The sequence below is a fragment of the Ensifer sp. M14 genome (assembly GCF_003355565.1).
Lineage (GTDB): Bacteria > Pseudomonadota > Alphaproteobacteria > Rhizobiales > Rhizobiaceae > Ensifer.
The window spans coordinates 717,810-736,265 of record NZ_QJNR01000007.1 but is presented as its reverse complement, the minus strand read 5'-3'; the positions used below and the strand labels follow the sequence as shown (position 1 = coordinate 736,265).

The window sequence follows — 18,456 nt, the reverse complement described above, 5'->3', positions numbered from 1 at the left end:
AGCCCCCGCTCCGACTTCACCCCACGCCCGCTAGAACAGCAACTCGCCGACGGAGAGCTTTCGGAGCGCGACGGCGATGTTGGCGACGAGCGCCTCCTTGTTGGGACCGTGATCGGGATATCGCGTCATGTTGTCGCCATTGTGCATGAAGACATACCCACCGCGCCCGGTCGGCGTGGGATATTGCCAGATCCAGTCGGCCGGCTTCGGGTCGCCCTCGGGACCGACATCTGTCAGCCAGATCGCCCCTGCCGGCGGGTCGGTCCAACCACGCGCATACTGGCCGAAAATCCCCTGCCATCCGTCGAAGCGCTCTCCGAGATCGGCAAAAATCCCGAACCGGTCGTTGCGCACCCTGACCTTGATATTGCTGAACGGCCGCGGCGAAACCGCGTGGAACGGCGCCATGAACGGCAGCCACGGCTGGCATGGCTCCGCGCAAATGATCAGGTTTCCGCCGTGTTCGAGAAAGGCGACGAGATCGTCGGCCCGGCTTTTCAGGAAGAACTCGTCGTGGCTGCTCGGGATGTAAAGCGTGTCCGTCTTGCCCAGCAGTTCGGGCCCGAGCTCGTAAAGCGGAGCGAAGTGCGGCTCAAATCCCGCCTGCTTCAGGCTCGGGTCAATCCATTCGGGGTGCCACTCCGACGGGACATGCGAGCATTGCAGATAGGTGAAGCGGTTTCTCTTTGGCCGTTCGATCCCGAGTTCGCGGTTCAGCCAGGGATAGAAGGACTGCAGAAAGCGTGTCGTCGCCGGCATGAAGCGCTGGCCGTTGTGCGAGTGCGGGTCCAGCGTTGCAAGCAGCAGCCGACCACCGCCCGAAAGCGACGGAAAGTCGAGGAACAGGCTGCCGCCGCCGTCGTCGATCTCAAGGATCGAGCGCGCGCCCTCTGGCACGTTATAGGAGCCGCCCCAATGCCAGCTCATATGCGCAAGCGGCAGGCTTTCGGTGATCGGGTGATGCGGTGCGGAGAGACTGACCTCCAGCCTTTCGCCCTTGGTCCACCACAACCAGTCACGGCAGTTGCCTGGCGTCCATGTCAGTCCGGGAATGTCGAGCCAGTTCGCATGGCCCTGCAGACAGACAACGAGAAAACCGCCGCCATGCATGTAGGCGTTCAGCTGCTCGGCATAGGCAAGCGGTGCCGCCGCGTCCATCGCATCCGGCATGACCACCGCCGCATAGGCCGACAGGTCGACCTTGGGCAGGTCATGGATATAGACGAGGTCGTTGAGATAATGGCGGAAATCCTGGAAGCTGCGCAGCTGCCAGCTGTTGCCCCAGTGAATATAGGCGATGCCTTTGCCACGTCTCGTCTCAGCCATCGAGATTGGCTCCGTCTTGCCGGAACACCGGCGCATAGGTGTGTTTGGAAAGCCCGTCGAAATCCGCCCGCGCGATCGGCAGGTCGTAAAGGGCGCTCAGGTTTTCGGCGCTGAGCGCGTCTGCGGTCGGGCCGCAGACATAGCTGTTGCCGCTGGTCATCAACAGCACGTCGCTGGCGATCTCGACCGCGTGCTGCGGCATGTGGGTGGAAAAGACGATCGTCATGTCGTGCGTCTCCCCGAGGTGCTCGAGCAGCCCCAGAACCTTGTCCTGGTTCTTGTAGTCGAGGGCCGCGCAGGGCTCGTCGAGCACCAGCAGTTCGCATTCCGATGCCAGCGCCTGGGCGATCATGACCAGCTGGCGCTGGCCGCCGCTCAGGGAATTGAAGACCTGCGGTTCGAAATGTTCGATGCCGAGCATATGGAAGTAGTGCCGGACGATCTCATAGTCTTTTCTGCCGGGCGCGCCGAACAGGCCGAGGTGGCGGGCTCTTCCCATCAGCGCGATATCGAGGGCGGAATAGGCAAACGGCACTTCGAACAGCTGCGGCACGAAGCCCACCTGCCCGCCGATCGAAAGATGTCCGGACCTCGGCTTGATGAGGCCGATGAGGGTGTTGATCAGCGTCGTCTTGCCGACGCCGTTGGCGCCGAGAACGGCCAGCGTCCGGCCGCGTTCAAGGCTCAGGCTGTAATTCCTGAGGATGGTCTTGCCACCACGCTCGACGGTGAGATCGCTCGCCTCAATCACTGGACCAGCCTCCCTTGGCATGCAGGCGACGCAGGATCACCGCAAAAACCGGAACGCCGATCAGCGCGGTGATGATGCCGAGCGGGATTTCGGCCGTCGTCACCGTGCGCGCCAGATTGTCGACCATCAGCAGATAGATCGAACCCATCACGCCGGAAACAGGCAGAAGACGTTGATGATCGGCACCAACCAGTGCGCGGGCGACGTGGGGGATGACGAGACCGACCCAGCCGATAATGCCCGAGGTCGCGACCACGCCCGCCGATATCAACGCCGAGGCGATGAGAATGATCCACTGCACCAGCACGACCTTGGTGCCAAGGGCGCGCGCCTTCTCCTCCCCAAGCGACATGATGTTGATCTGGAAGCGCAGGAGATAGATCGCAAGAGCGGAAGGCACGACGGCGGCGGCCACCAGCAGGACATCGAGATAGTTGCTGGAGGCGATGCTGCCCATCAGCCAGTAGGTGATTGCCGGCAGTTTCTGGAAGGGATCGGCGAGCAGCTTGGCGATGGAAATCGCCGCCGAAAAGAATGCCGATATGACCACGCCGGCCAGAACCAGCGTCAGCATGCTCGTGCGTCCGCGAACGGTCGCCAGCAGCTTGACCAGAAAGACGCTGCCGACACCGAAGAGAAAGGCCAGCCCCAAAAGCAGGTAGCCCTGCATACCGATGAGGATTGCCAGCGTGCCGCCGAAGCCGGCGCCCGACGTGACGCCGATGATGCCCGGATCGACCAGCGGATTGCGGAAAAGCCCCTGGAGTGCAGCACCCGAAACGGCAAGCCCGAAGCCGACGATAACGGCCGCCATGATGCGCGGCAGGCGAACCTGCTCGACGACGACTTCCTGCACCGGATCCCAATAGGCCGTGACCAGCGGGTGGACATTGTCGATCAGGATGTAAGCGACATCCCTGACCGACAGGTCGTAGCGCCCGATCGTTATCGAATAGAGGATGACGACGACCAGCAGCGCAATCAGCGCCGGGAGGACGGAAACCGAAGCCAGTTTCCGGCCGACCCAGCCGGTTGACGGCGCCTCAGTCGAAGAGTTCGGCATATCTGGTCGCCGGCGCGTTGCGCTCGGTTTCGAGGATCGACTTCACCTGCTCGTCCGAAAGGGCGGCACCGTAGATCAGCTTGTAGGTATCGCCGATCTGCGTCTTGAATTCTGGCGCGAAGTCGGCACCGTGGGCGATCGCCGCCAGCCATTCGGACGTCAGGAAAATTTCCGGTGCGTCGGGCGTGCGGGCGAAGACCGGCTGCTTGTAGACGCGCTTGTCCTTGACGGCCTTGAGGCTCGCCAGCACCGGGTTGTCGAAGAAGTCCTTGGGATTGAGATCGTCCGCATAGGCCGGGATGATGATGATTTCGGGGTTCCACACCAGCAGCTGCTCGAAATCGACCGTGCGCCACCATTCGCCGGTGCCGTCGGCTGCCGGGTTGGTGACGCCGCTCAACGACAGGTCCTGCGAACCGTTGGCGATGACCTGGATCTGGTCGGCGACCTTGTCGATGTGCAGCACCGAAGGAAGCTTGGCCTTGTCGAGCTTGGCGACCTTGCCGTCGAGTTCCTTCAGGATATCGGACTGCGCCTTCAGGATCGCCTGGGCGCGGTCGTTGCGGCCGGTCATGTAGCCGGTCAAGGTGACGTAGTCGAGCCGGTCCTGCTCCGAGCAGCACTGCCAGCCAACGACCGTCAGACCGACGCGCTCCAGCGGCTCGATCAGCTTCTCGTCGTGGGTCCACTGGATGATCGCATCCGGCTTCTGTGCCAGGATCGCCTCGACATTCGGCACGAAACCGTCCTGAGCAGCACTTGCGTTGACCTTTGCCATCTCCGGCAGCATCTCGGCATAGATGCCCTTGGTGAAATAGCGCACCAGGCTGTCCTTGTTCATGCCGGCGATATGGTCTGCTTTTTCATCGACGGCGCGATAGATGATCGGCGCGGAGCGGACGATGGTGACGACCCGTTCGGGGGGCTTGGCAAAGGTGATCGTCTTTCCGCGGTGATCGACGAACGAACTTTCAGCAAGCGCCATTGCCGGCAGGACGAGCGACAACGACACTACCAATGCGGAGAAGGCCTTGAGGCGGCAGGACATGGATCACTCCCTTGACTGGCGCCTGCGCCCTGGTGACCCGAGCGCCGACGACCCTGTGGCAATTTCATGAGTTTGCTAGTCAAGTTAAGACTGCGTGTCCAGCACAAATTGAGGGTATGAGGGTCGCATTTGGCCGGCACTGCTCGCGTTGAGCGCAAGAGAGCGGAGGCAGGCAATGTGCGATTGAGCAGTGGGTAGACGTGCTCAAGATCACCTGCCGCACACACTTAAGCCCGCAGTACCGTCACCCGGTCACAGCCCCCTCGTTGGCCGGGCGCGCCAGGGCTGCAAACTTGGCCAGTACGCCGCGCTTGTAGCGCGGTTCCGGCTGCCGCCACTGGGTGCGCCTTCTTGTCAGCTCCTCCGGGTCCACGTCGAGTTGCAGCAGTTGCTGATGGGCGTCGATGACGATGCGGTCGCCCTCTTCCACCAGCGCGATCGTGCCGCCTTCAAAAGCTTCCGGCGTGACGTGGCCGACAACCATGCCCCAGGTGCCGCCCGAAAAGCGGCCGTCGGTGATGAGGCCGACGCTGTCACCGAGCCCCCTGCCGATGATCGCCGAGGTCGGCGCGAGCATCTCGGGCATTCCAGGACCGCCTTTCGGCCCGAGGTAGCGAAGCACGAGGATGTCGCCCGGCCTGATCCTGTCCGACAGGATGGCGTCCATCGCCGATTGTTCGTCCTCGAAGACCCGCGCAGGCCCGCTCATGACAGGGCTTTTCAAGCCGCTGATCTTGGCAACGGCACCACCTTCGGCCAGGTTTCCCTTCAGGACCGCCAGGTGGCCCTCGCGGTAGATCGGTCTTTCATAGGGTCGGATAACCTCCTGGTCCATCCGTGGCTGGTCCGGAACGGCTGCAAGCTCTTCACCGATCGTCCTGCCCGTGATCGTCAGACAGTCGCCGTGCAGAAGGCCCGCATTCAGAAGGATCTTCAACACCTGCGGCACGCCGCCCGCCTTGTGCAGATCGACGGCCATGAATTTGCCAGACGGCTTGAGGTCGCAGAGGACAGGCACGCTGCGGCGGACGCGCTCGAAGTCGTCGAGCGTCCACTCGACCTCGGCCGCATGCGCGATCGCGAGGTAGTGCAGCACCGCATTGGTCGATCCTCCGGTTGCCATTATCAGGGCGACGGCATTTTCGATCGATTTGCGCGTGACGATGTCCCGGGGCTTGATGCCCTTCTTGACCGCTTCGACCAGGACGCGGGCCGATTGGGCGGCGCTGTCCAACTTCTCCTGATCCGGGTTGGCCATATTGGAGGAATAGAGAAGCGACATGCCGAGCGCCTCGAAGGAGGAACTCATGGTATTGGCGGTATACATGCCGCCGCAGGAGCCGGTCGACGGACAGGCATTGCGTTCGATGCCCTCGAAATCCTCTTCACTCATCTTGCCGGCCATGAAGGCGCCGACGGCTTCGAAGGCGGAGACGATGGAAAGGCTTTGCCCCTTCCAATGACCGGGCTTGATCGTGCCGCCGTAGACGTAGATCGCTGGAGCATTGGCCCGAAGGATGCCGATCATGCCGCCCGGCATATTCTTGTCGCAGCCGCCGAGCACAAGCACGCCGTCCATCCACTGACCCTGCACCGACGTTTCGACGCAGTCGGCAATGACTTCGCGCGACACAAGCGAATACTTCATGCCTTCGGTGCCCATCGACATGCCGTCGGAGATTGTCGGCGTCCCGAAGACCTGCGGATTGGCGCCGGCCGCCTTGATGGCAGCCACCGCGGCGTCCGCCAATGGTTGCAGCCCGGCATTGCAGGGCGTGATCGTCGAATGTCCGTTGGCAATGCCGATCATCGGTTTGGCGAAATCGGCTTTCTCGTAGCCCAGCGCATAGTACATCGCCCGGTTGGGGGACCGTGCGACGCCTTGGGTGATGTGTTTCGATCGCTCGTTGTAGGCCATGGCGTGCTCCCTCCATTGGTTCGAGGCCGAGTTTACTGGCGTTCAGGAGGCGTGTGAAATATACTTTTCTCGCTCGAATAAGTCGCTGAACATATCAATGGGACACTGCATCATGGATTTGAGGCAACTTCGCCAGTTCGTCGCCGTCGCCGAAGAACTGCATTTCGGCCATGCGGCCTCTCGCCTCAACATGACCCAGCCGCCGCTCAGCCAATCGATCCAGGCATTGGAGAAGGAACTCAACGTGCAGCTCTTCAGGCGCACGAAGCGGAACGTGGAGCTGACATCTGTCGGAAGGCAATGGCTCGCCCACGTCCGCCAGGTGCTCGACGGCGCGAACGGCCTTGCCGACACGGCAAGAAGGCTGTCGCGCGGCGAGATCGGGGTTCTGCGTCTGTCCTTCGTCAGCACGGCGGACTACAGCGTGCTGCCCGACATGGTCAGCCGCTATCGCGCGGCCTATCCGCATGTGGAATTGACGATGCGCGAAGCCACCAGCGATATCCAGATAGAGGCGTTGCTCGATGAAGAGGTCGATGTCGGGCTGATCATCGCCCCCAGCCGCGCGTCTCTTCATCCGACCCTTTCCTACATGCCGCTCTTGCGCGAGCCGCTGGTTGCCGCGGTGCCCACGGCCTGGATCGAGCAGGGACGAAAGGGCTTTGCCGCAAGCAATCTGGAGCCGGCCGATTTCTTCAAGGCACCCCTTATCGTCTTTCCACGGCGGGCCGCACCGGCCTTTCATGACATCGTCTCGGGGTATTTTGCCGAGCACGGAATGGCATTCTCGACCCACCAGGAAGCCATCCAGATGCAGACGATCGTCGGTCTGGTCGCGTCCGGGCTTGGCGTCGCTCTGGTCCCGCAATCGATGACCAATCTTCAGCGGCGCGGCGCAACCTATCTGTCTCTGGCGGGTCGCGTGCCGGAGGTTGAAACCGGCCTTGCGTGGCGCAGTGCAGACCAAAATCCGGCACTCGACACTTTTCTTGCTGCAGCGGCCGATACCGATTGACCATGCGTCTTCCGCCCACCTGACTGCAGCGCAACGGCATCTCGGGAATGGCGGGGAACGCTACCGCACCAGGCCGCGCAGGTCGGGCATGCGGTTGTTGATGATGGTTTCCATCGAGAAGAAGCCGGTGACCGTCATCAGGTCGAAATCGGTGATGAGCTTTTGATAGAAGGCGTCATAGCCGGCCATTCCGCGCGTCACCACCTTGATCAGGTAATCCCAGTCGCCCCCGATCCGGTAGAGGTCCGTCACCTCCGGCAGGCGCTCGACATGCGTGCGGAAGCTGTCTGCCCATTCCTTGGAATGGTGGCGGGTGCGGATCATCACGAACACGGTGAGGTCGAAGCCGAGCGCTGCGACGTCGATCGCCGCATGGGTGCCGAGCACAAGCCCGCTGGCGTTCAGCCGCTGCAGGCGGCGCCAGCAGGCATTTTGCGACAGGCCGACTCGGTCAGCCAAATCCCGTTGCGAGATCGTGCCGTCCTTTTGCAGGCAGGACAGAATCCGCATATCAATATCGTCAATCTTTTCCATTTTTCCGATCATATGACCCGATTTTTGATCGTCTGAGTATAATAATGATGAGGTTTGCGTGCAACCGATCGATTAGACTTACCGTCTGTCCGACTCTGGGAGGAAACGATGACGACGCCGTGCCCAAGCCAGCTCCACCTTACCGGCCCGCTCGACGCGTTTCGGCAAAGCCTTGCCGGCGACAACGCAATTGCAGCGCTTCGGGCCGGGCTGGTGGGCAAGACCGCAAAGATCGACGGTCCCTTCGGCGTCAAGAACCTCGTTTATGCCGACTATGTCGCATCCGGCCGGGCACTGATGCAGATCGAGCATTTCGTCCTCGAACAGGTGCTTCCCTACTACGCCAACAGCCACACCGAAGCGTCCTACTGCGGCGGCGCCATGACCAGGCTGCGCCGTGACGCGCGCGCTGTGATCGCTGCCTGCTGCGGGGCGGGATCCGAGCACGCCGTTATCTTCGCGGGTTCGGGCGCCACCGCCGGCATCAACCGGCTGGTGAGCCTGCTGGGTGTTGCCGAGGCGGTCGCTGATGGCCGGCGCGTTCGCATCCTGATCGGGCCCTACGAGCATCATTCCAATATCCTGCCCTGGCGCGAAAGCGGTGCGGAGGTGATCGAGATCGCCGAGTGTCCCGCCGGCGGGCCGGATTTTGCCGCGCTCGAGGCAGCGTTGAAGCAACAGGCCGATCTTACCGTTTGCGCCTTCTCCGCCGCCTCCAATGTCACGGGCATCGTCACGGACGTTGCTGCCGTCACCCGGATCGCCAAGGCTGCCGGCGCAAAGATGGTCTGGGATTATGCCGGCGCCGGTCCCTACCTGCCGATCGACATGTCACCCGACGAGGACGGCGCGATCGACGCCGTGGTCATCTCGCCGCACAAGTTCATCGGTGGGCCTGGCACGTCGGGTGTCTTGATCCTGCGGCGCGACGCGGCCGCTGCGACCAAACCCTCCTGGCCCGGCGGCGGCACCGTCAAGTTCGTCTCTCCGACCGGCCATGACTACAGCCAAAGCCTTGAGGCACGCGAGGAGGCAGGAACCCCGAACGTCGTCGGCGATATCCGCGCGGCACTCGCCTTCCTCGTCAAGGAAGCAATCGGCGCTGCGGCAATGCAGGCCAGAAACACGGAGTTGACCCGCCGCGCAATCGCCGCGTGGCAGGGCAACGAGCGGCTGGAACTGCTTGGTCCGCTCGGGCCGCAGCGGTTGCCGATCTTTTCCTTCCGCGTCAGGGACGGCAGGGGCGGCCATGTCCATCAGCAACTGGTAACCCGTATGCTCAGCGATCGCTTCGGCATCCAGGCACGCGGCGGCTGCGCCTGCGCCGGCCCCTACGTGCACCGACTGCTGGGCATCGACGACAAAGAATCGCAGCGACTGCGCGAGGCCATCCTTTCAGGGCAGGAAATGCTGAAGCCGGGTTTTGTCCGGCTGAACTTCAGCGTTCTGCTTTCAGACGAGGAAGTGGCGTTCATCCTCGAGGCCGTCGCACAGCTTGCAGCCGACGCGGCCAGCTACGAGCAGCATTACGATTTCGATCCGGCACGCGCCATTTTCTTCCCGCGCGCTGCACTTGCACTGGGGGCGTGAAAGATGACGAGGCCCGACATTGCGGCTTTCTTCGACCCGCGAACCTGGTCCGTGCAATATGTGGTCAGTGATCCGAAAACGCGGGCCTGTGCGATCGTCGATCCGGTCCTCGACTTCGACGAGAAGTCCGGCGCGATCGCGACGGCCAACGCTGATCGGCTTCTCGACTTCGTGCGGGACCAGAACCTGGACCTCCAGTGGATCCTGGATACCCATCCGCATGCCGACCATTTTTCCGCCGCCGCCTATTTGAAGGCCGAGACCGGCGCGCCGACCGCCATCGGTACGCAGATCGTCAAGGTGCAGAAGCTGTGGGCCGACATCTATAACTGGCCAAGCCTCAAAACGGACGGATCGCAATGGGACCGGCTGTTTGATCGCGGCGACACATTCCGGATCGGCAGCCTCGAGGCCGGGGTGATGTTTTCGCCGGGTCACACGCTGGCGTCGATCACCTATCTGGTCGGAGACGCTGCCTTCGTGCACGACACGGTGTTCATGCCGGACAGCGGCACCGCGCGCACCGATTTCCCCGGCGGCAGTGCCAACGCGCTGTGGTCGAGCATCCGCGATATCATGGCCCTGCCTGATGACACCCGCATCCTGGTCGGCCACGATTATCAGCCAGGTGGCCGCGAACCGCGCTGGGAAAGCACTGTCGCCCTGCAGAAGGCGGACAACATCCATTTGACGCGCTATGCCTGCGAAAACGAGTTTGTCGCGTTCCGCGAGGGACGGGATCGAACGCTGCCGATGCCCAAGCTCATCCTCCATGCCCTCCAGGTCAACATCAATGGCGGCCGGCTTCCGGAGCCGGAGGACAACGGCCGGCGCTACCTGAAATTCCCGATCGACGCGCTGCGAGGGGCAGCATGGTCCTGAAGACTTTCTCTTCGAGACAACGTTCGGCAACAGGGCTTTCCACCGGCCCGGGTGCATCGCTGCTGTCGTCGTCTCACGCTTGCCGGGGCTGCGGGCCATGACGCTAGATGTTGTCCAGTTCGTCCTGGCAGCATTGTGCGGCGGTCTCGTCGGTTTCAGCCTTGGATTGTTTGGCGGCGGCGGCTCGATTCTGGCCGTCCCTCTGCTCGTCCAAGTCGTCGGCGTCAGCAACGTGCATGTGGCAATCGGGACCAGTGCCGTCGCGGTTGCGGCAAACGCGCTGTCGGGACTGGCGATGCATGCGCGACACGGCACGGTGAAATGGCGCTGCGCTGCCCTTTACTGCATCACCGGCATCGGCGGCGCATGGATCGGCGCAACGCTCGGCAAGGCCCTGGATGGACAAAGGCTCTTGCTGTTGTTTGCGGTACTCATGGCTGTCGTCAGCGTGACGATGCTCAGGCGGCGGCACATGGTTGGCGATCCGGGATCGAGCTGCACGCCCAGAAATGCGCCGAAGGTGCTCTCGTTTGGAGCCGGAACCGGCATCGTCTCCGGCTTCTTCGGGATCGGTGGCGGGTTCCTGATCGTGCCGGGCCTGATGGTTTCCACCGGCATGCCGACGATCAACGCAATCGCCACATCGCTGGTGGCCATTTCCGCATTCGGCCTGACCACCGGGGCAAGCTACACATTCTCCGGCCTCGTCGACTGGCCGCTCGCTTTTTCATTCATCGGCGGCGGAGCGCTTGGCGCCCTTACGGGGTGCCGCGCCGCCCATAGCTTCAGCAAGTATCAATCCACGTTGAATCTGCTGTTTGCGGCACTCACCTTCGCCGTCGCAATCGGTCTGGCGCTTTATGCCTTGCGCTAGGACCGCGGGCGCTGTCGAAGCTGATGGCCGACGGCAGGTTGTAATCCGCAATTGCGAAAGACGCTTTATGACACGAGCCTCCAAGACGTCGGTACGTTGGGTTCCATGCTGGATCTGATCAGGCAATCCCTGTCCCAGTTCACGCCCGCCGAGCGCAGGATCGCGGAAGCGATCCTCGACACGCCGAGCACGGCGATCACTTGGTCGATCACGGATGCTGCGCGCGTCGCCAAGGTCAGCGAACCCTCGATCATCCGTTTCTGCCGGCGGCTCGACTGCGACGGATTTCCGGATTTCCGCCTGAAACTTGCCCAGCAGCTTGCCGTGCGCCAGTCCACTGCAACCATCGCCGAAAGCGGAACCGATCCCTTCGCCGGCATGGTGGACGACATCTTCAATCGTGCGGCGGAAGCGTTGCGGGAGACGCGGCATGACCTCGACCTCGCTTCCCTGCGCCGCGCCGTGGATCTTCTGGCGCGTGCCCGCCGGATCGACGTCTATGGCTATGGTGGATCCGGCTTTCTGGCAGGCGAAGCCCAGCATCGCATGGCCTCCCTCGGGATCGCGAGCGTCGCCTATTCCGATCCGACCTTGCAGATGGTCTCTGCGGCACGCCTGTCGCCCTCGGATGTGCTGTTCGTCCTCTCCTTCTCCGGCCGCACCAGCTATCTGATTTCCAACATCGAGATCGCCAAGAAGTCAGGCGCGCGCGTCGTGGCCATCTCACCTGGCGGCTCCATCGTCGCCTCGCTTGCCGACGAGAACATCAATCTCAATGCCTACCGGACATCCGCAGGACCTCTCATCGTTCCGACCGGCCGCGCGCCGATGTATGTGATGCTGGATGTTCTCTTCGCGCTGTTGGCACCGGAGCTCGGCAAAACCGATTGAACCGTCCCGGGCAAGCGCTGCCGTGATGCCCGGCACGCCGGCAACCGCAATGCCGTCATACTTGTTACTCCCATCGAACCCGCTGCGGTGCGAAACTACCTCCAGCGCAATCTCGGGCGAAGACGCCCGCGCCAACGAGGAGGTTTCAAACGTCATGACGACATCAGCGGAAAAAAGCGGGCACCCTGCCATGCAAACGCCACCGGTCGTATCTCCGCAAGCCTGGGAAGAAGCCCGCCAGCAGTTGCTGGTGAAGGAAAAGGCCCAGACCCGCGCGCGCGACGCTTTGGCCGCCGAACGTCGGCGAATGCCATGGGTGGCCGTGGACAAGGCCTATGTCTTCGATGGTCCCGCGGGCAGAGCCAGCCTCATCGAGCTGTTCGCCGGCCGGCGCCAATTGATCATCTACCGCGCCTTCTTCGAACCGGGCGTGTTCGGCTGGCCCGATCATGGCTGCAGAGGTTGCTCCATGGTCGCCGACCAGGTTGCCCACGTGGCCCACCTCAACGCGCGTGACACCACGCTCGTCTTTGTGTCGCGCGCGCCGCAGGCGGATATCGCGCGGCTCAAGGCGCGCATGGGCTGGGAAATGCCGTGGTTCACCATTACCGACGATTTCGATGCCGACTTCGGGGTCGCCGAATGGCACGGAACGAATGTGTTCTACCACGATGGCGCGCGCGTATTCCGCACCTACTTCATCAACAACCGCGGCGACGAACAGATGGGGAGCACCTGGAACTATCTCGACATCACGCCGCTCGGGCGGCAGGAGGTTTGGGAGGAGTCCCCTCCGGGCTATCCACAGACGCCGACCTACAAATGGTGGAACTGGAACGACAACTATGGCGCAGACGCCGCGCCCGACAAAAAATGGGTCGAAGTGTCGGAAACGGGCGAAGCGGCGTTCCGGGACAAGTAAAAATCGAGACGCCATGAGCGTGCCTATCGCATACGCCAAGCGTTCTGCCGGCCGTTGATGCGCGCAACGTCGGCAAAGGTCGCGAAATGCGGAACGTGACGACGACCCCGGGCGCCGACCGGCCGTGATTAAGGCAGGATCCCGCGAGTCGGCGCGCTTGCGGCGCCGAAGCGCAGCGTGCTTTGCCGAATCGCGCGCATACCGCTAAAGCATTCGTCGCGCGTTCAATGTGGCGGGCGAAGGATGCTGCAGCGCCTCAATCCTGCTGCACAAGACCAGCCGGAAGAGTGCCTTGAAGACCATCGCCATCGACTTCGAAACCGCTAATGAGCTGCGAGGCAGCGCCTGCTCCGTCGGTCTGGCCTGGATCGAGGATGGCCGTGTCGTGCGGGTCGAGGAACGGCTGATCCGCCCGAAAAACATGCGCTTTTCCTCCTTCAACATCGCCATCCACGGCATTCGCCCGGAACATGTGGAAGATGCGGGCGAGTTTCCCGAGGTGATGGACGAGTTCGCCGACGACTTTCGCGGCGCGACCATGATCGCCCACAATGCCGCCTTCGATTTCAGCGTCTGGCGTTCATGTCTCGATCTCTACCGGCAAGATTACCCAGAACTGTCCTATCTCTGTTCGGTGAAGATGGCGCAAAAGGTCTGGCCGCATCTCGGATCGCACAAGCTCAATATCCTGGCCGGCCATCTCGGACTGACCTTCGCCCATCACAACGCTGCCGAAGACGCGGCCATCTGCGCCGAAGCGGCAATTGCAATGGCCCGATCTCTGCGTGTTTCGCAGGTCCGCGACGTTCCGATGGCGATTGGCATGCGGGCCGGCCGATTGTTTGCCAACGGCTACGACGCCTGCACCTGCCGAAAGACGTGATCGGCCGGCAGGCACTTTCATTCTGGATACCCGGAATAGGGCGTTGGACATGGCGGTTCCGGCAGACGAACCGACGATGCCTGAAGTCGCCGTCCGAAACATCCAGTGTCGAGGCGACAAAGCCGCCGCCGACCTTCACCGTGCCGGTTGAAGTGATGGCGATCCCGTTGGGGTTGATGATGTAGACCTGTCCGTTGCCGGTCAGAGCACCGGCGATGTCGGATGTCGCCGAACCCGTCACGCGATTGAGGATCGCTGACGATGCTCGGGCTGAACGAAATTGACCGCATGCCCCTGCCCGATGGAAAAGCCATTCCAGTTGACGATGGCCTTGTCCGACCCCTGGGTCACCGTCATGGTGGTGCCGCTTGTGCCGATGGATACGGAACCTGATGCGACGGAGCCGCCCGTCGGCAGCAGATCGCCCGCAAAAACCGGGTTTACGATCAGGGATGTGGAAGCCAGAAAAGCCGGCAAAAGGCGAAATGAGCGAGCGCCCCCGCCAAAGGAGCGATGAGAATTCGTGCTGTTCGCCTTGTATGCCATTCAAAGTATCCCCGGTGACCGTTGCAGCCGGAAGGCAGCTTTCCGCCTTCGCCGTTGTGAGCCTTGCCGCACCAGATTTGTCGCTGCATCGTTCTAAACAGGCCTATGGCACTGAAACGATACGACAAAATTCGGAGCGCAAATCGGGAGCAGCGATATCGCGGGAAAGGCACAAGGAGCCAGGAACGAAATGCGCCAGATGTAACGAGCGGCAACAAAAGGCGTGCTTTTCGCGCAACGCGCCGGGGAATTCAGAGATTCGCCGGTTGGAACCGAAGCAAAGGCGCCATCTCGCGGGCACCGTGGGACACGGTTGTCGTGTTTCAAGATACCGACGAGACAGCGCGAAGGTTTCAACCCAAAGGAGCTGCTTCGACGGAGAGCCGGTAGCGCGTGATGAATGGATGATCGGGATGGAACGACAGCGAGGTCGGGGCGGTCGGTGAAGCCACCGGGTTGTCGGCCGTGCACACGGCCGGGCCGAGGTCGAAGGCCGCACAGACCGGCTCAACGCCGAGGGCCAGATGTTTGCCCTCCCATGGATAGACCCTGCGGCCGCGATTGCTGTACCAGAGCAGCAGGCTTGGAAAGTGCTCCTTCTGCCATTCGAGCCGTGCACGAAACCCTTCGTCCCGATAGTGTAGGGCGACCGCGCCGTCGATGCCGACAAGCTGCAGCAGTTCCTCGGCGTTCCGGTCAAGCGGCACCGACCCCGCATCGACGGTGGTGCCGTCGCGGGTATCAACGCTCTGGAGCCTCGACCAGCGCCCACCCGGCGCAAACAGCGTCGCGCCCGGCTCCACATCGCCGGGAAAGCTGTGGACTTCGCCATAGTTTCCGGGTTCGATGGCGACCGATCCGGGCCGGGGCGACAGACGGAAAGTGGGATGCAGGCCGATCGGAAGCCGGCAAAGTTTCCGCACCTCGATCTCCAGCGTGATATCGACGGCGGCGGCGCGCGGGTCCGGCACGATGCGCCGGCGCAAGTGCCTGACCGGATGGCCGTCAGGATAGCTGCACGTCAAGACGATCTGTCGATCGTCGCAGTCTTCCCAGTTCCAGTGGACGTTCGAGCCGTGGCCGTGCGGCACATCCGCGCCAGTGAAACTCTCACCGGTGTCCGACCAGCCCTTGGGCAACGGGCGCGAGCCGTCGCTGCCAAACGGCACGCAGGGCCATTCGCCGCGCAGTTCCTGAAGGATCGGCGGCAGCGTCGTTCGGTTCGGATCCTGGCCCCAGGGCGCGACATGCAGCGGACTGACCTGCCGCCCATCGGGCAACAGGAAGGTGACCGGTCCCAGCATGGCGCCCAGGGATTGTACCGTGAGGTTTCCGTGCGCCCAGGCCATGCCGCGCCTTGTCGTCTCGGTCATGCGGAAGCAACCCCGCCAAAGCTGTTCTCCGCCAACCCGGCAACGTCGACCTTGAGAGCATAAAGGCTGCCGGCCAGCCGCTCGCCCGGTTTCGAGAGAATGCTGGCCGTCGTGACGTAGAGCGTCTTCAGGTCGGCGCCTCCGAAGGTACAGGTCGTGATATTGGTGACCGGCATTTCGATCACCTCCGCGACAGTCCCTTCGGGCGACAGGCGCGCGATGCATCCGCCGCCGAAGCGGCAGTTCCAGAGATAGCCATCGCTATCCATCGCCGAGCCATCCGGCGAACCGCGGGAAAAGTCGGCAAGGAAGGCTCGTTCGTTCGAAATCGAACCGTCCGCCATTGCATAGTCGAAGGCGTAGATCTCGTTTGCGAGCGTGTCGGCGAAATAGAAGGTGCTGCGATCGGGGCTCCAGCACAGCGTGTTGGAGATACCGAGCCCATGCCGCCACTCGCTCACCGTTCCATCCGTCGCGATGCGGTAGAGAATACCCTCGCCTTCTGCAGTCTCGCCAAGTTCGCCATCGGGCAGAACATTGTTCTTCATCGACCCGACCCAAAAGTTTCCCGCCGGATCGGCACGCCCATCATTCAGGCGCACGCGCGGAGAGCCCGGCAAGCGGAAGCCGTGCTCCTCGCGCCGGTCAGTATCCGGCCACCACCAGACGAGTTTTGAGGCAAGCGCCAGAAGGAACCGCCCGGGCTCGTCGGTCAGCGATACCGCAACGACCGGCTCCTCGAACAACCAGGAGCGGACCGAACCGCTCGCCTCGTCATAGCGGTGAACAAGGAAGCGGTTGATATCGCTCCAGTAGAGCGCCTGTTCGGATGCCGACCAGACGGCGCCCTCGCCGCATTTGTCGCCGACCGGGGCAACGCAAATGACGGACCTCTCCATCCGCGCCTCCTATTCGGCCGCGAGATCGTGGGCGAGCGACTGCGACGGCCCGAGCGCATGGGCGTTTTGCACCAGCGCGCGCATGTACCCCAGCGCAAAGGCCTTGCCCGCATGCCACGACGCAGCGCAGGTCATGGCCGGCGTATGGTCGGGGATCATCACGCCCTGATAGTTCTCATCGCGCAGGATGCGGACGATCTCAGCCATGTCGATATCGCCTTCATCGACGAAGGTTTCGACGTAGCGCGGCATCTTGCCCTTCACATTGCGGAAGTGGATGTAGCCGATGCGCCCTGACCGCGCGAACCGGCGGACGTGTTCATAGATGTCGCCGCCTGGCATTTCCTGCAGCGAGCCGAGACACAACTCCAACCCGTTGGACGGAGAATCGATGATCGACATCAGCCGGTCATACTTCTCCGGCCGGTTGACCAGGCGGGCGGTGCCACGCAGCACTTCCGCCGGCGGATCATCGGGATGGGCGCCAAGCATGACGCCCGCTTCCTCGGCGATCGGAACGACCTCTTTCAGAAATCGGGAGAGACGATCCCAGATCTCGGCGTTGCTGACCGATATCGACTTGGCGCCTGGCACGCCGCGCCGATAGCGCATGTTCCAGACCATGCCATCGGGGATCGGCGCATCCGGATCGGGCACGGCACCCGGCGCATCCTCGACGCCGAAGCCGACGGATTCGGCACCGCCGCGCGCATAGGGACCCCGCGTCCAGCCATAGACGCCGGCGAGCGAGAAATTGTAGCCAATGCAAGGCACGCCAGCGCGTCCGGCATCGCGGATCAACTGCTTCAGCGCTTCGATCTGCACGCCGCGTTCCGGTCCATCGAGCAGGATATCGTGCCAGAAGCGCGGCGAAAAATTCTCGATCGCGGCAAGCTCGAGCCCGCCTGCACGCACGTCCTCGACCAGAACCGACAGCTCCTCATAGGTCCAAAGCCGGTCCGTGGAGCAATCGCCCCATCCACCGTTGTCGCCGCTGTCGATCTTCGGATCCTTGCCGGCGAAATAATTGGTCAGGTGCGCAACGATGTGGGTCGCGCCGGACTGGAGTGCGAAGCGATAGTTGTCGGGCGTGAGCTGTTCACGATAGAGGCCAAGGCCGATTTTCATCTTCATTTTTCCCTGTGCGATTATTTCACGCCGATGCCGGCGGTGAGCCCGCCGTCGATGCGGAAGTCCGATCCGGTGATAAAACCGGCACGATCGGATGCGAGATAGGCGACGAGTTCCGCGACCTCCTCCGGCTCGCCGATGCGGCCGATCGGATGGGCAGCCCCAAAGCGGGCAAAGGCTTCCTCCTCGCTGACGCCCTCGCCGCCATAGGTGCGCGCAGCCAGCGACAAGAGCGGCGTGCGGACGGAACCGGGGCTGACGGAATTCACCCGCACCCCGACGTCGGCGTGATCGAGCGCCATCGCACGCGTCAACGCATGGATGGCCCCCTTGGTGGCGACATAGGCCGCGACGTTCTGCTGGCAGGCGTGGCCCTGAACCGAAGAGATGTTGACGATCGCCCCGCCGCCGCGCTTCGTCATCTCGGGGATGGCGAAACGTCCGGTCAGGTAGATCGAGCCGACATTGACGGACAGGCATCGGTGCCAGGTCTCGAAACTGGTGTCGAGAACGGTGCCAAACGGATGGACGGCAGCCGCGTTGACGACGATATCGAGCCCGCCATGGCGCGATACGACGTCCGCGACGGCAGCCGCCACATCTGCTTCAACCGACACGTCGGTCAATCGCGAAGCCATTGCCAGGCCGCGCTCCTTGGCGACCCGGTCGAATGTCTGGTTGGCTGCGGTATCGTTGCCGCAAGCTAATACCGTGGCGCCGGCCGTGGCAAGCCTTATCGCCGATGCCAGGCCAATGCCGGAGGTTCCGGTCACCAGCGCTATTTTTCCTGCAAATTCAGTCATGATCGGC

The 18,456-nt window shown here is 62.7% G+C and carries 18 protein-coding genes and 1 pseudogene; 7 read left to right on the top strand and 12 right to left on the bottom strand.

Annotated elements, in window-relative coordinates; genetic code table 11:
* Positions 1-30: 30 nt before the first annotated feature.
* The 5 genes from BLJAPNOD_RS25125 to ilvD all read right to left on the bottom strand — a co-directional run bounded on the left by BLJAPNOD_RS25125 (position 31) and on the right by ilvD (position 6,106).
* A complete protein-coding gene (locus BLJAPNOD_RS25125; RefSeq protein WP_115421820.1) occupies positions 31-1,326 on the bottom strand; it encodes a hypothetical protein in 1,296 nt (431 codons plus the stop codon).
* Complete coding sequence (locus BLJAPNOD_RS25120; RefSeq protein ID WP_115421819.1) at positions 1,319-2,077, bottom strand: ABC transporter ATP-binding protein; 759 nt, start codon at positions 2,075-2,077, stop codon at positions 1,319-1,321. The genes BLJAPNOD_RS25125 and BLJAPNOD_RS25120 overlap by 8 nt, the downstream gene beginning before the upstream one ends.
* Entirely contained in the window at positions 2,070-3,140 is a 1,071-nt protein-coding gene (locus tag BLJAPNOD_RS25115; protein WP_115421818.1) for an iron ABC transporter permease, read from the bottom strand. The genes BLJAPNOD_RS25120 and BLJAPNOD_RS25115 overlap by 8 nt, the downstream gene beginning before the upstream one ends.
* A complete protein-coding gene (locus tag BLJAPNOD_RS25110) occupies positions 3,121-4,188 on the bottom strand; it encodes an ABC transporter substrate-binding protein (RefSeq protein WP_115421817.1) in 1,068 nt (355 codons plus the stop codon). The genes BLJAPNOD_RS25115 and BLJAPNOD_RS25110 overlap by 20 nt, the downstream gene beginning before the upstream one ends.
* Positions 4,189-4,432: 244 nt before the next feature.
* Complete coding sequence (gene ilvD, locus BLJAPNOD_RS25105; RefSeq protein ID WP_077501560.1) at positions 4,433-6,106, bottom strand: dihydroxy-acid dehydratase; 1,674 nt, start codon at positions 6,104-6,106, stop codon at positions 4,433-4,435.
* 112 nt (positions 6,107-6,218) lie between these two features.
* On the opposite strand from ilvD, the gene BLJAPNOD_RS25100 reads away from it, so the two are divergent.
* Positions 6,219-7,121, top strand: a complete 903-nt coding sequence (locus BLJAPNOD_RS25100) for a LysR family transcriptional regulator (RefSeq protein WP_077501792.1) — start codon at positions 6,219-6,221, stop codon at positions 7,119-7,121.
* A 60-nt stretch (positions 7,122-7,181) separates the two neighbouring features.
* On the opposite strand, the gene BLJAPNOD_RS25095 is transcribed toward BLJAPNOD_RS25100, so the two are convergent.
* A complete protein-coding gene (locus BLJAPNOD_RS25095) occupies positions 7,182-7,655 on the bottom strand; it encodes an Lrp/AsnC family transcriptional regulator (RefSeq protein ID WP_115421816.1) in 474 nt (157 codons plus the stop codon).
* 108 nt (positions 7,656-7,763) lie between these two features.
* Between BLJAPNOD_RS25095 and BLJAPNOD_RS25090 the strand changes: the two genes are divergently transcribed.
* The 6 genes from BLJAPNOD_RS25090 to BLJAPNOD_RS25065 all read left to right on the top strand — a co-directional run bounded on the left by BLJAPNOD_RS25090 (position 7,764) and on the right by BLJAPNOD_RS25065 (position 13,697).
* Complete coding sequence (locus BLJAPNOD_RS25090; RefSeq protein WP_077501564.1) at positions 7,764-9,245, top strand: aminotransferase class V-fold PLP-dependent enzyme; 1,482 nt, start codon at positions 7,764-7,766, stop codon at positions 9,243-9,245.
* A gap of 3 nt (positions 9,246-9,248) precedes the next feature.
* On the top strand, positions 9,249-10,127 hold the full coding sequence (locus BLJAPNOD_RS25085) for an MBL fold metallo-hydrolase (RefSeq protein WP_115421815.1): 879 nt from the start codon (positions 9,249-9,251) through the stop codon (positions 10,125-10,127).
* Between the two features lie 97 nt (positions 10,128-10,224).
* Complete coding sequence (locus tag BLJAPNOD_RS25080; RefSeq protein ID WP_115421814.1) at positions 10,225-11,001, top strand: sulfite exporter TauE/SafE family protein; 777 nt, start codon at positions 10,225-10,227, stop codon at positions 10,999-11,001.
* Between the two features lie 105 nt (positions 11,002-11,106).
* Positions 11,107-11,892 (top strand): MurR/RpiR family transcriptional regulator, encoded by a 786-nt coding sequence (locus BLJAPNOD_RS25075; RefSeq protein WP_077501577.1) that lies wholly within the window; start codon positions 11,107-11,109, stop codon positions 11,890-11,892.
* A 154-nt stretch (positions 11,893-12,046) separates the two neighbouring features.
* Positions 12,047-12,814: a thioredoxin family protein gene (locus tag BLJAPNOD_RS25070; protein WP_199566023.1), complete on the top strand. Its 768-nt coding sequence runs from the start codon at positions 12,047-12,049 to the stop codon at positions 12,812-12,814.
* A gap of 292 nt (positions 12,815-13,106) precedes the next feature.
* Positions 13,107-13,697, top strand: a complete 591-nt coding sequence (locus BLJAPNOD_RS25065; protein WP_244611080.1) for a 3'-5' exonuclease — start codon at positions 13,107-13,109, stop codon at positions 13,695-13,697.
* A gap of 139 nt (positions 13,698-13,836) precedes the next feature.
* Here BLJAPNOD_RS25065 and BLJAPNOD_RS36130 read toward each other — a convergent pair.
* The 6 genes and pseudogenes from BLJAPNOD_RS36130 to BLJAPNOD_RS25040 all read right to left on the bottom strand — a co-directional run.
* A pseudogene (locus BLJAPNOD_RS36130) lies at positions 13,837-13,938 on the bottom strand (filamentous hemagglutinin N-terminal domain-containing protein); the annotation flags it as partial.
* Positions 13,935-14,243 (bottom strand): hypothetical protein, encoded by a 309-nt coding sequence (locus BLJAPNOD_RS25060; protein ID WP_244611079.1) that lies wholly within the window; start codon positions 14,241-14,243, stop codon positions 13,935-13,937. The pseudogene BLJAPNOD_RS36130 and the gene BLJAPNOD_RS25060, both read right to left, overlap by 4 nt.
* Positions 14,244-14,596: 353 nt before the next feature.
* A complete protein-coding gene (locus BLJAPNOD_RS25055) occupies positions 14,597-15,616 on the bottom strand; it encodes a hypothetical protein (protein ID WP_115421812.1) in 1,020 nt (339 codons plus the stop codon).
* Positions 15,613-16,515 carry an SMP-30/gluconolactonase/LRE family protein gene (locus BLJAPNOD_RS25050; RefSeq protein WP_115421811.1) on the bottom strand — a complete coding sequence of 301 codons (903 nt, stop codon included), beginning with the start codon at positions 16,513-16,515 and terminating at the stop codon, positions 15,613-15,615. Before BLJAPNOD_RS25050 ends, BLJAPNOD_RS25055 begins: the two co-directional genes overlap by 4 nt.
* Positions 16,516-16,524: 9 nt before the next feature.
* The gene (locus BLJAPNOD_RS25045) at positions 16,525-17,643 is read right to left on the bottom strand and encodes a mannonate dehydratase (RefSeq protein WP_115421903.1); all 1,119 of its coding nucleotides are present in this window, start codon (positions 17,641-17,643) and stop codon (positions 16,525-16,527) included.
* Between the two features lie 20 nt (positions 17,644-17,663).
* Positions 17,664-18,449, bottom strand: a complete 786-nt coding sequence (locus BLJAPNOD_RS25040; protein WP_115421810.1) for an SDR family oxidoreductase — start codon at positions 18,447-18,449, stop codon at positions 17,664-17,666.
* Between the last annotated feature and the right edge of the window lie 7 nt (positions 18,450-18,456).

Coding starts and splice junctions, on each gene's coding strand:
- BLJAPNOD_RS25125 (WP_115421820.1), bottom strand. CDS start 1,326: ATGGCTGAGACGAGACGTGGCAAAGGCATCGCCTATATTCACTGGGGC.
- BLJAPNOD_RS25115 (WP_115421818.1), bottom strand. CDS start 3,140: ATGCCGAACTCTTCGACTGAGGCGCCGTCAACCGGCTGGGTCGGCCGG.
- BLJAPNOD_RS25110 (WP_115421817.1), bottom strand. CDS start 4,188: ATGTCCTGCCGCCTCAAGGCCTTCTCCGCATTGGTAGTGTCGTTGTCG.
- ilvD (WP_077501560.1), bottom strand. CDS start 6,106: ATGGCCTACAACGAGCGATCGAAACACATCACCCAAGGCGTCGCACGG.
- BLJAPNOD_RS25100 (WP_077501792.1), top strand. CDS start 6,219: ATGGATTTGAGGCAACTTCGCCAGTTCGTCGCCGTCGCCGAAGAACTG.
- BLJAPNOD_RS25095 (WP_115421816.1), bottom strand. CDS start 7,655: ATGGAAAAGATTGACGATATTGATATGCGGATTCTGTCCTGCCTGCAA.
- BLJAPNOD_RS25090 (WP_077501564.1), top strand. CDS start 7,764: ATGACGACGCCGTGCCCAAGCCAGCTCCACCTTACCGGCCCGCTCGAC.
- BLJAPNOD_RS25085 (WP_115421815.1), top strand. CDS start 9,249: ATGACGAGGCCCGACATTGCGGCTTTCTTCGACCCGCGAACCTGGTCC.
- BLJAPNOD_RS25080 (WP_115421814.1), top strand. CDS start 10,225: ATGACGCTAGATGTTGTCCAGTTCGTCCTGGCAGCATTGTGCGGCGGT.
- BLJAPNOD_RS25075 (WP_077501577.1), top strand. CDS start 11,107: ATGCTGGATCTGATCAGGCAATCCCTGTCCCAGTTCACGCCCGCCGAG.
- BLJAPNOD_RS25070 (WP_199566023.1), top strand. CDS start 12,047: ATGACGACATCAGCGGAAAAAAGCGGGCACCCTGCCATGCAAACGCCA.
- BLJAPNOD_RS25060 (WP_244611079.1), bottom strand. CDS start 14,243: ATGGCATACAAGGCGAACAGCACGAATTCTCATCGCTCCTTTGGCGGG.
- BLJAPNOD_RS25055 (WP_115421812.1), bottom strand. CDS start 15,616: ATGACCGAGACGACAAGGCGCGGCATGGCCTGGGCGCACGGAAACCTC.
- BLJAPNOD_RS25050 (WP_115421811.1), bottom strand. CDS start 16,515: ATGGAGAGGTCCGTCATTTGCGTTGCCCCGGTCGGCGACAAATGCGGC.
- BLJAPNOD_RS25045 (WP_115421903.1), bottom strand. CDS start 17,643: ATGAAAATCGGCCTTGGCCTCTATCGTGAACAGCTCACGCCCGACAAC.
- BLJAPNOD_RS25040 (WP_115421810.1), bottom strand. CDS start 18,449: ATGACTGAATTTGCAGGAAAAATAGCGCTGGTGACCGGAACCTCCGGC.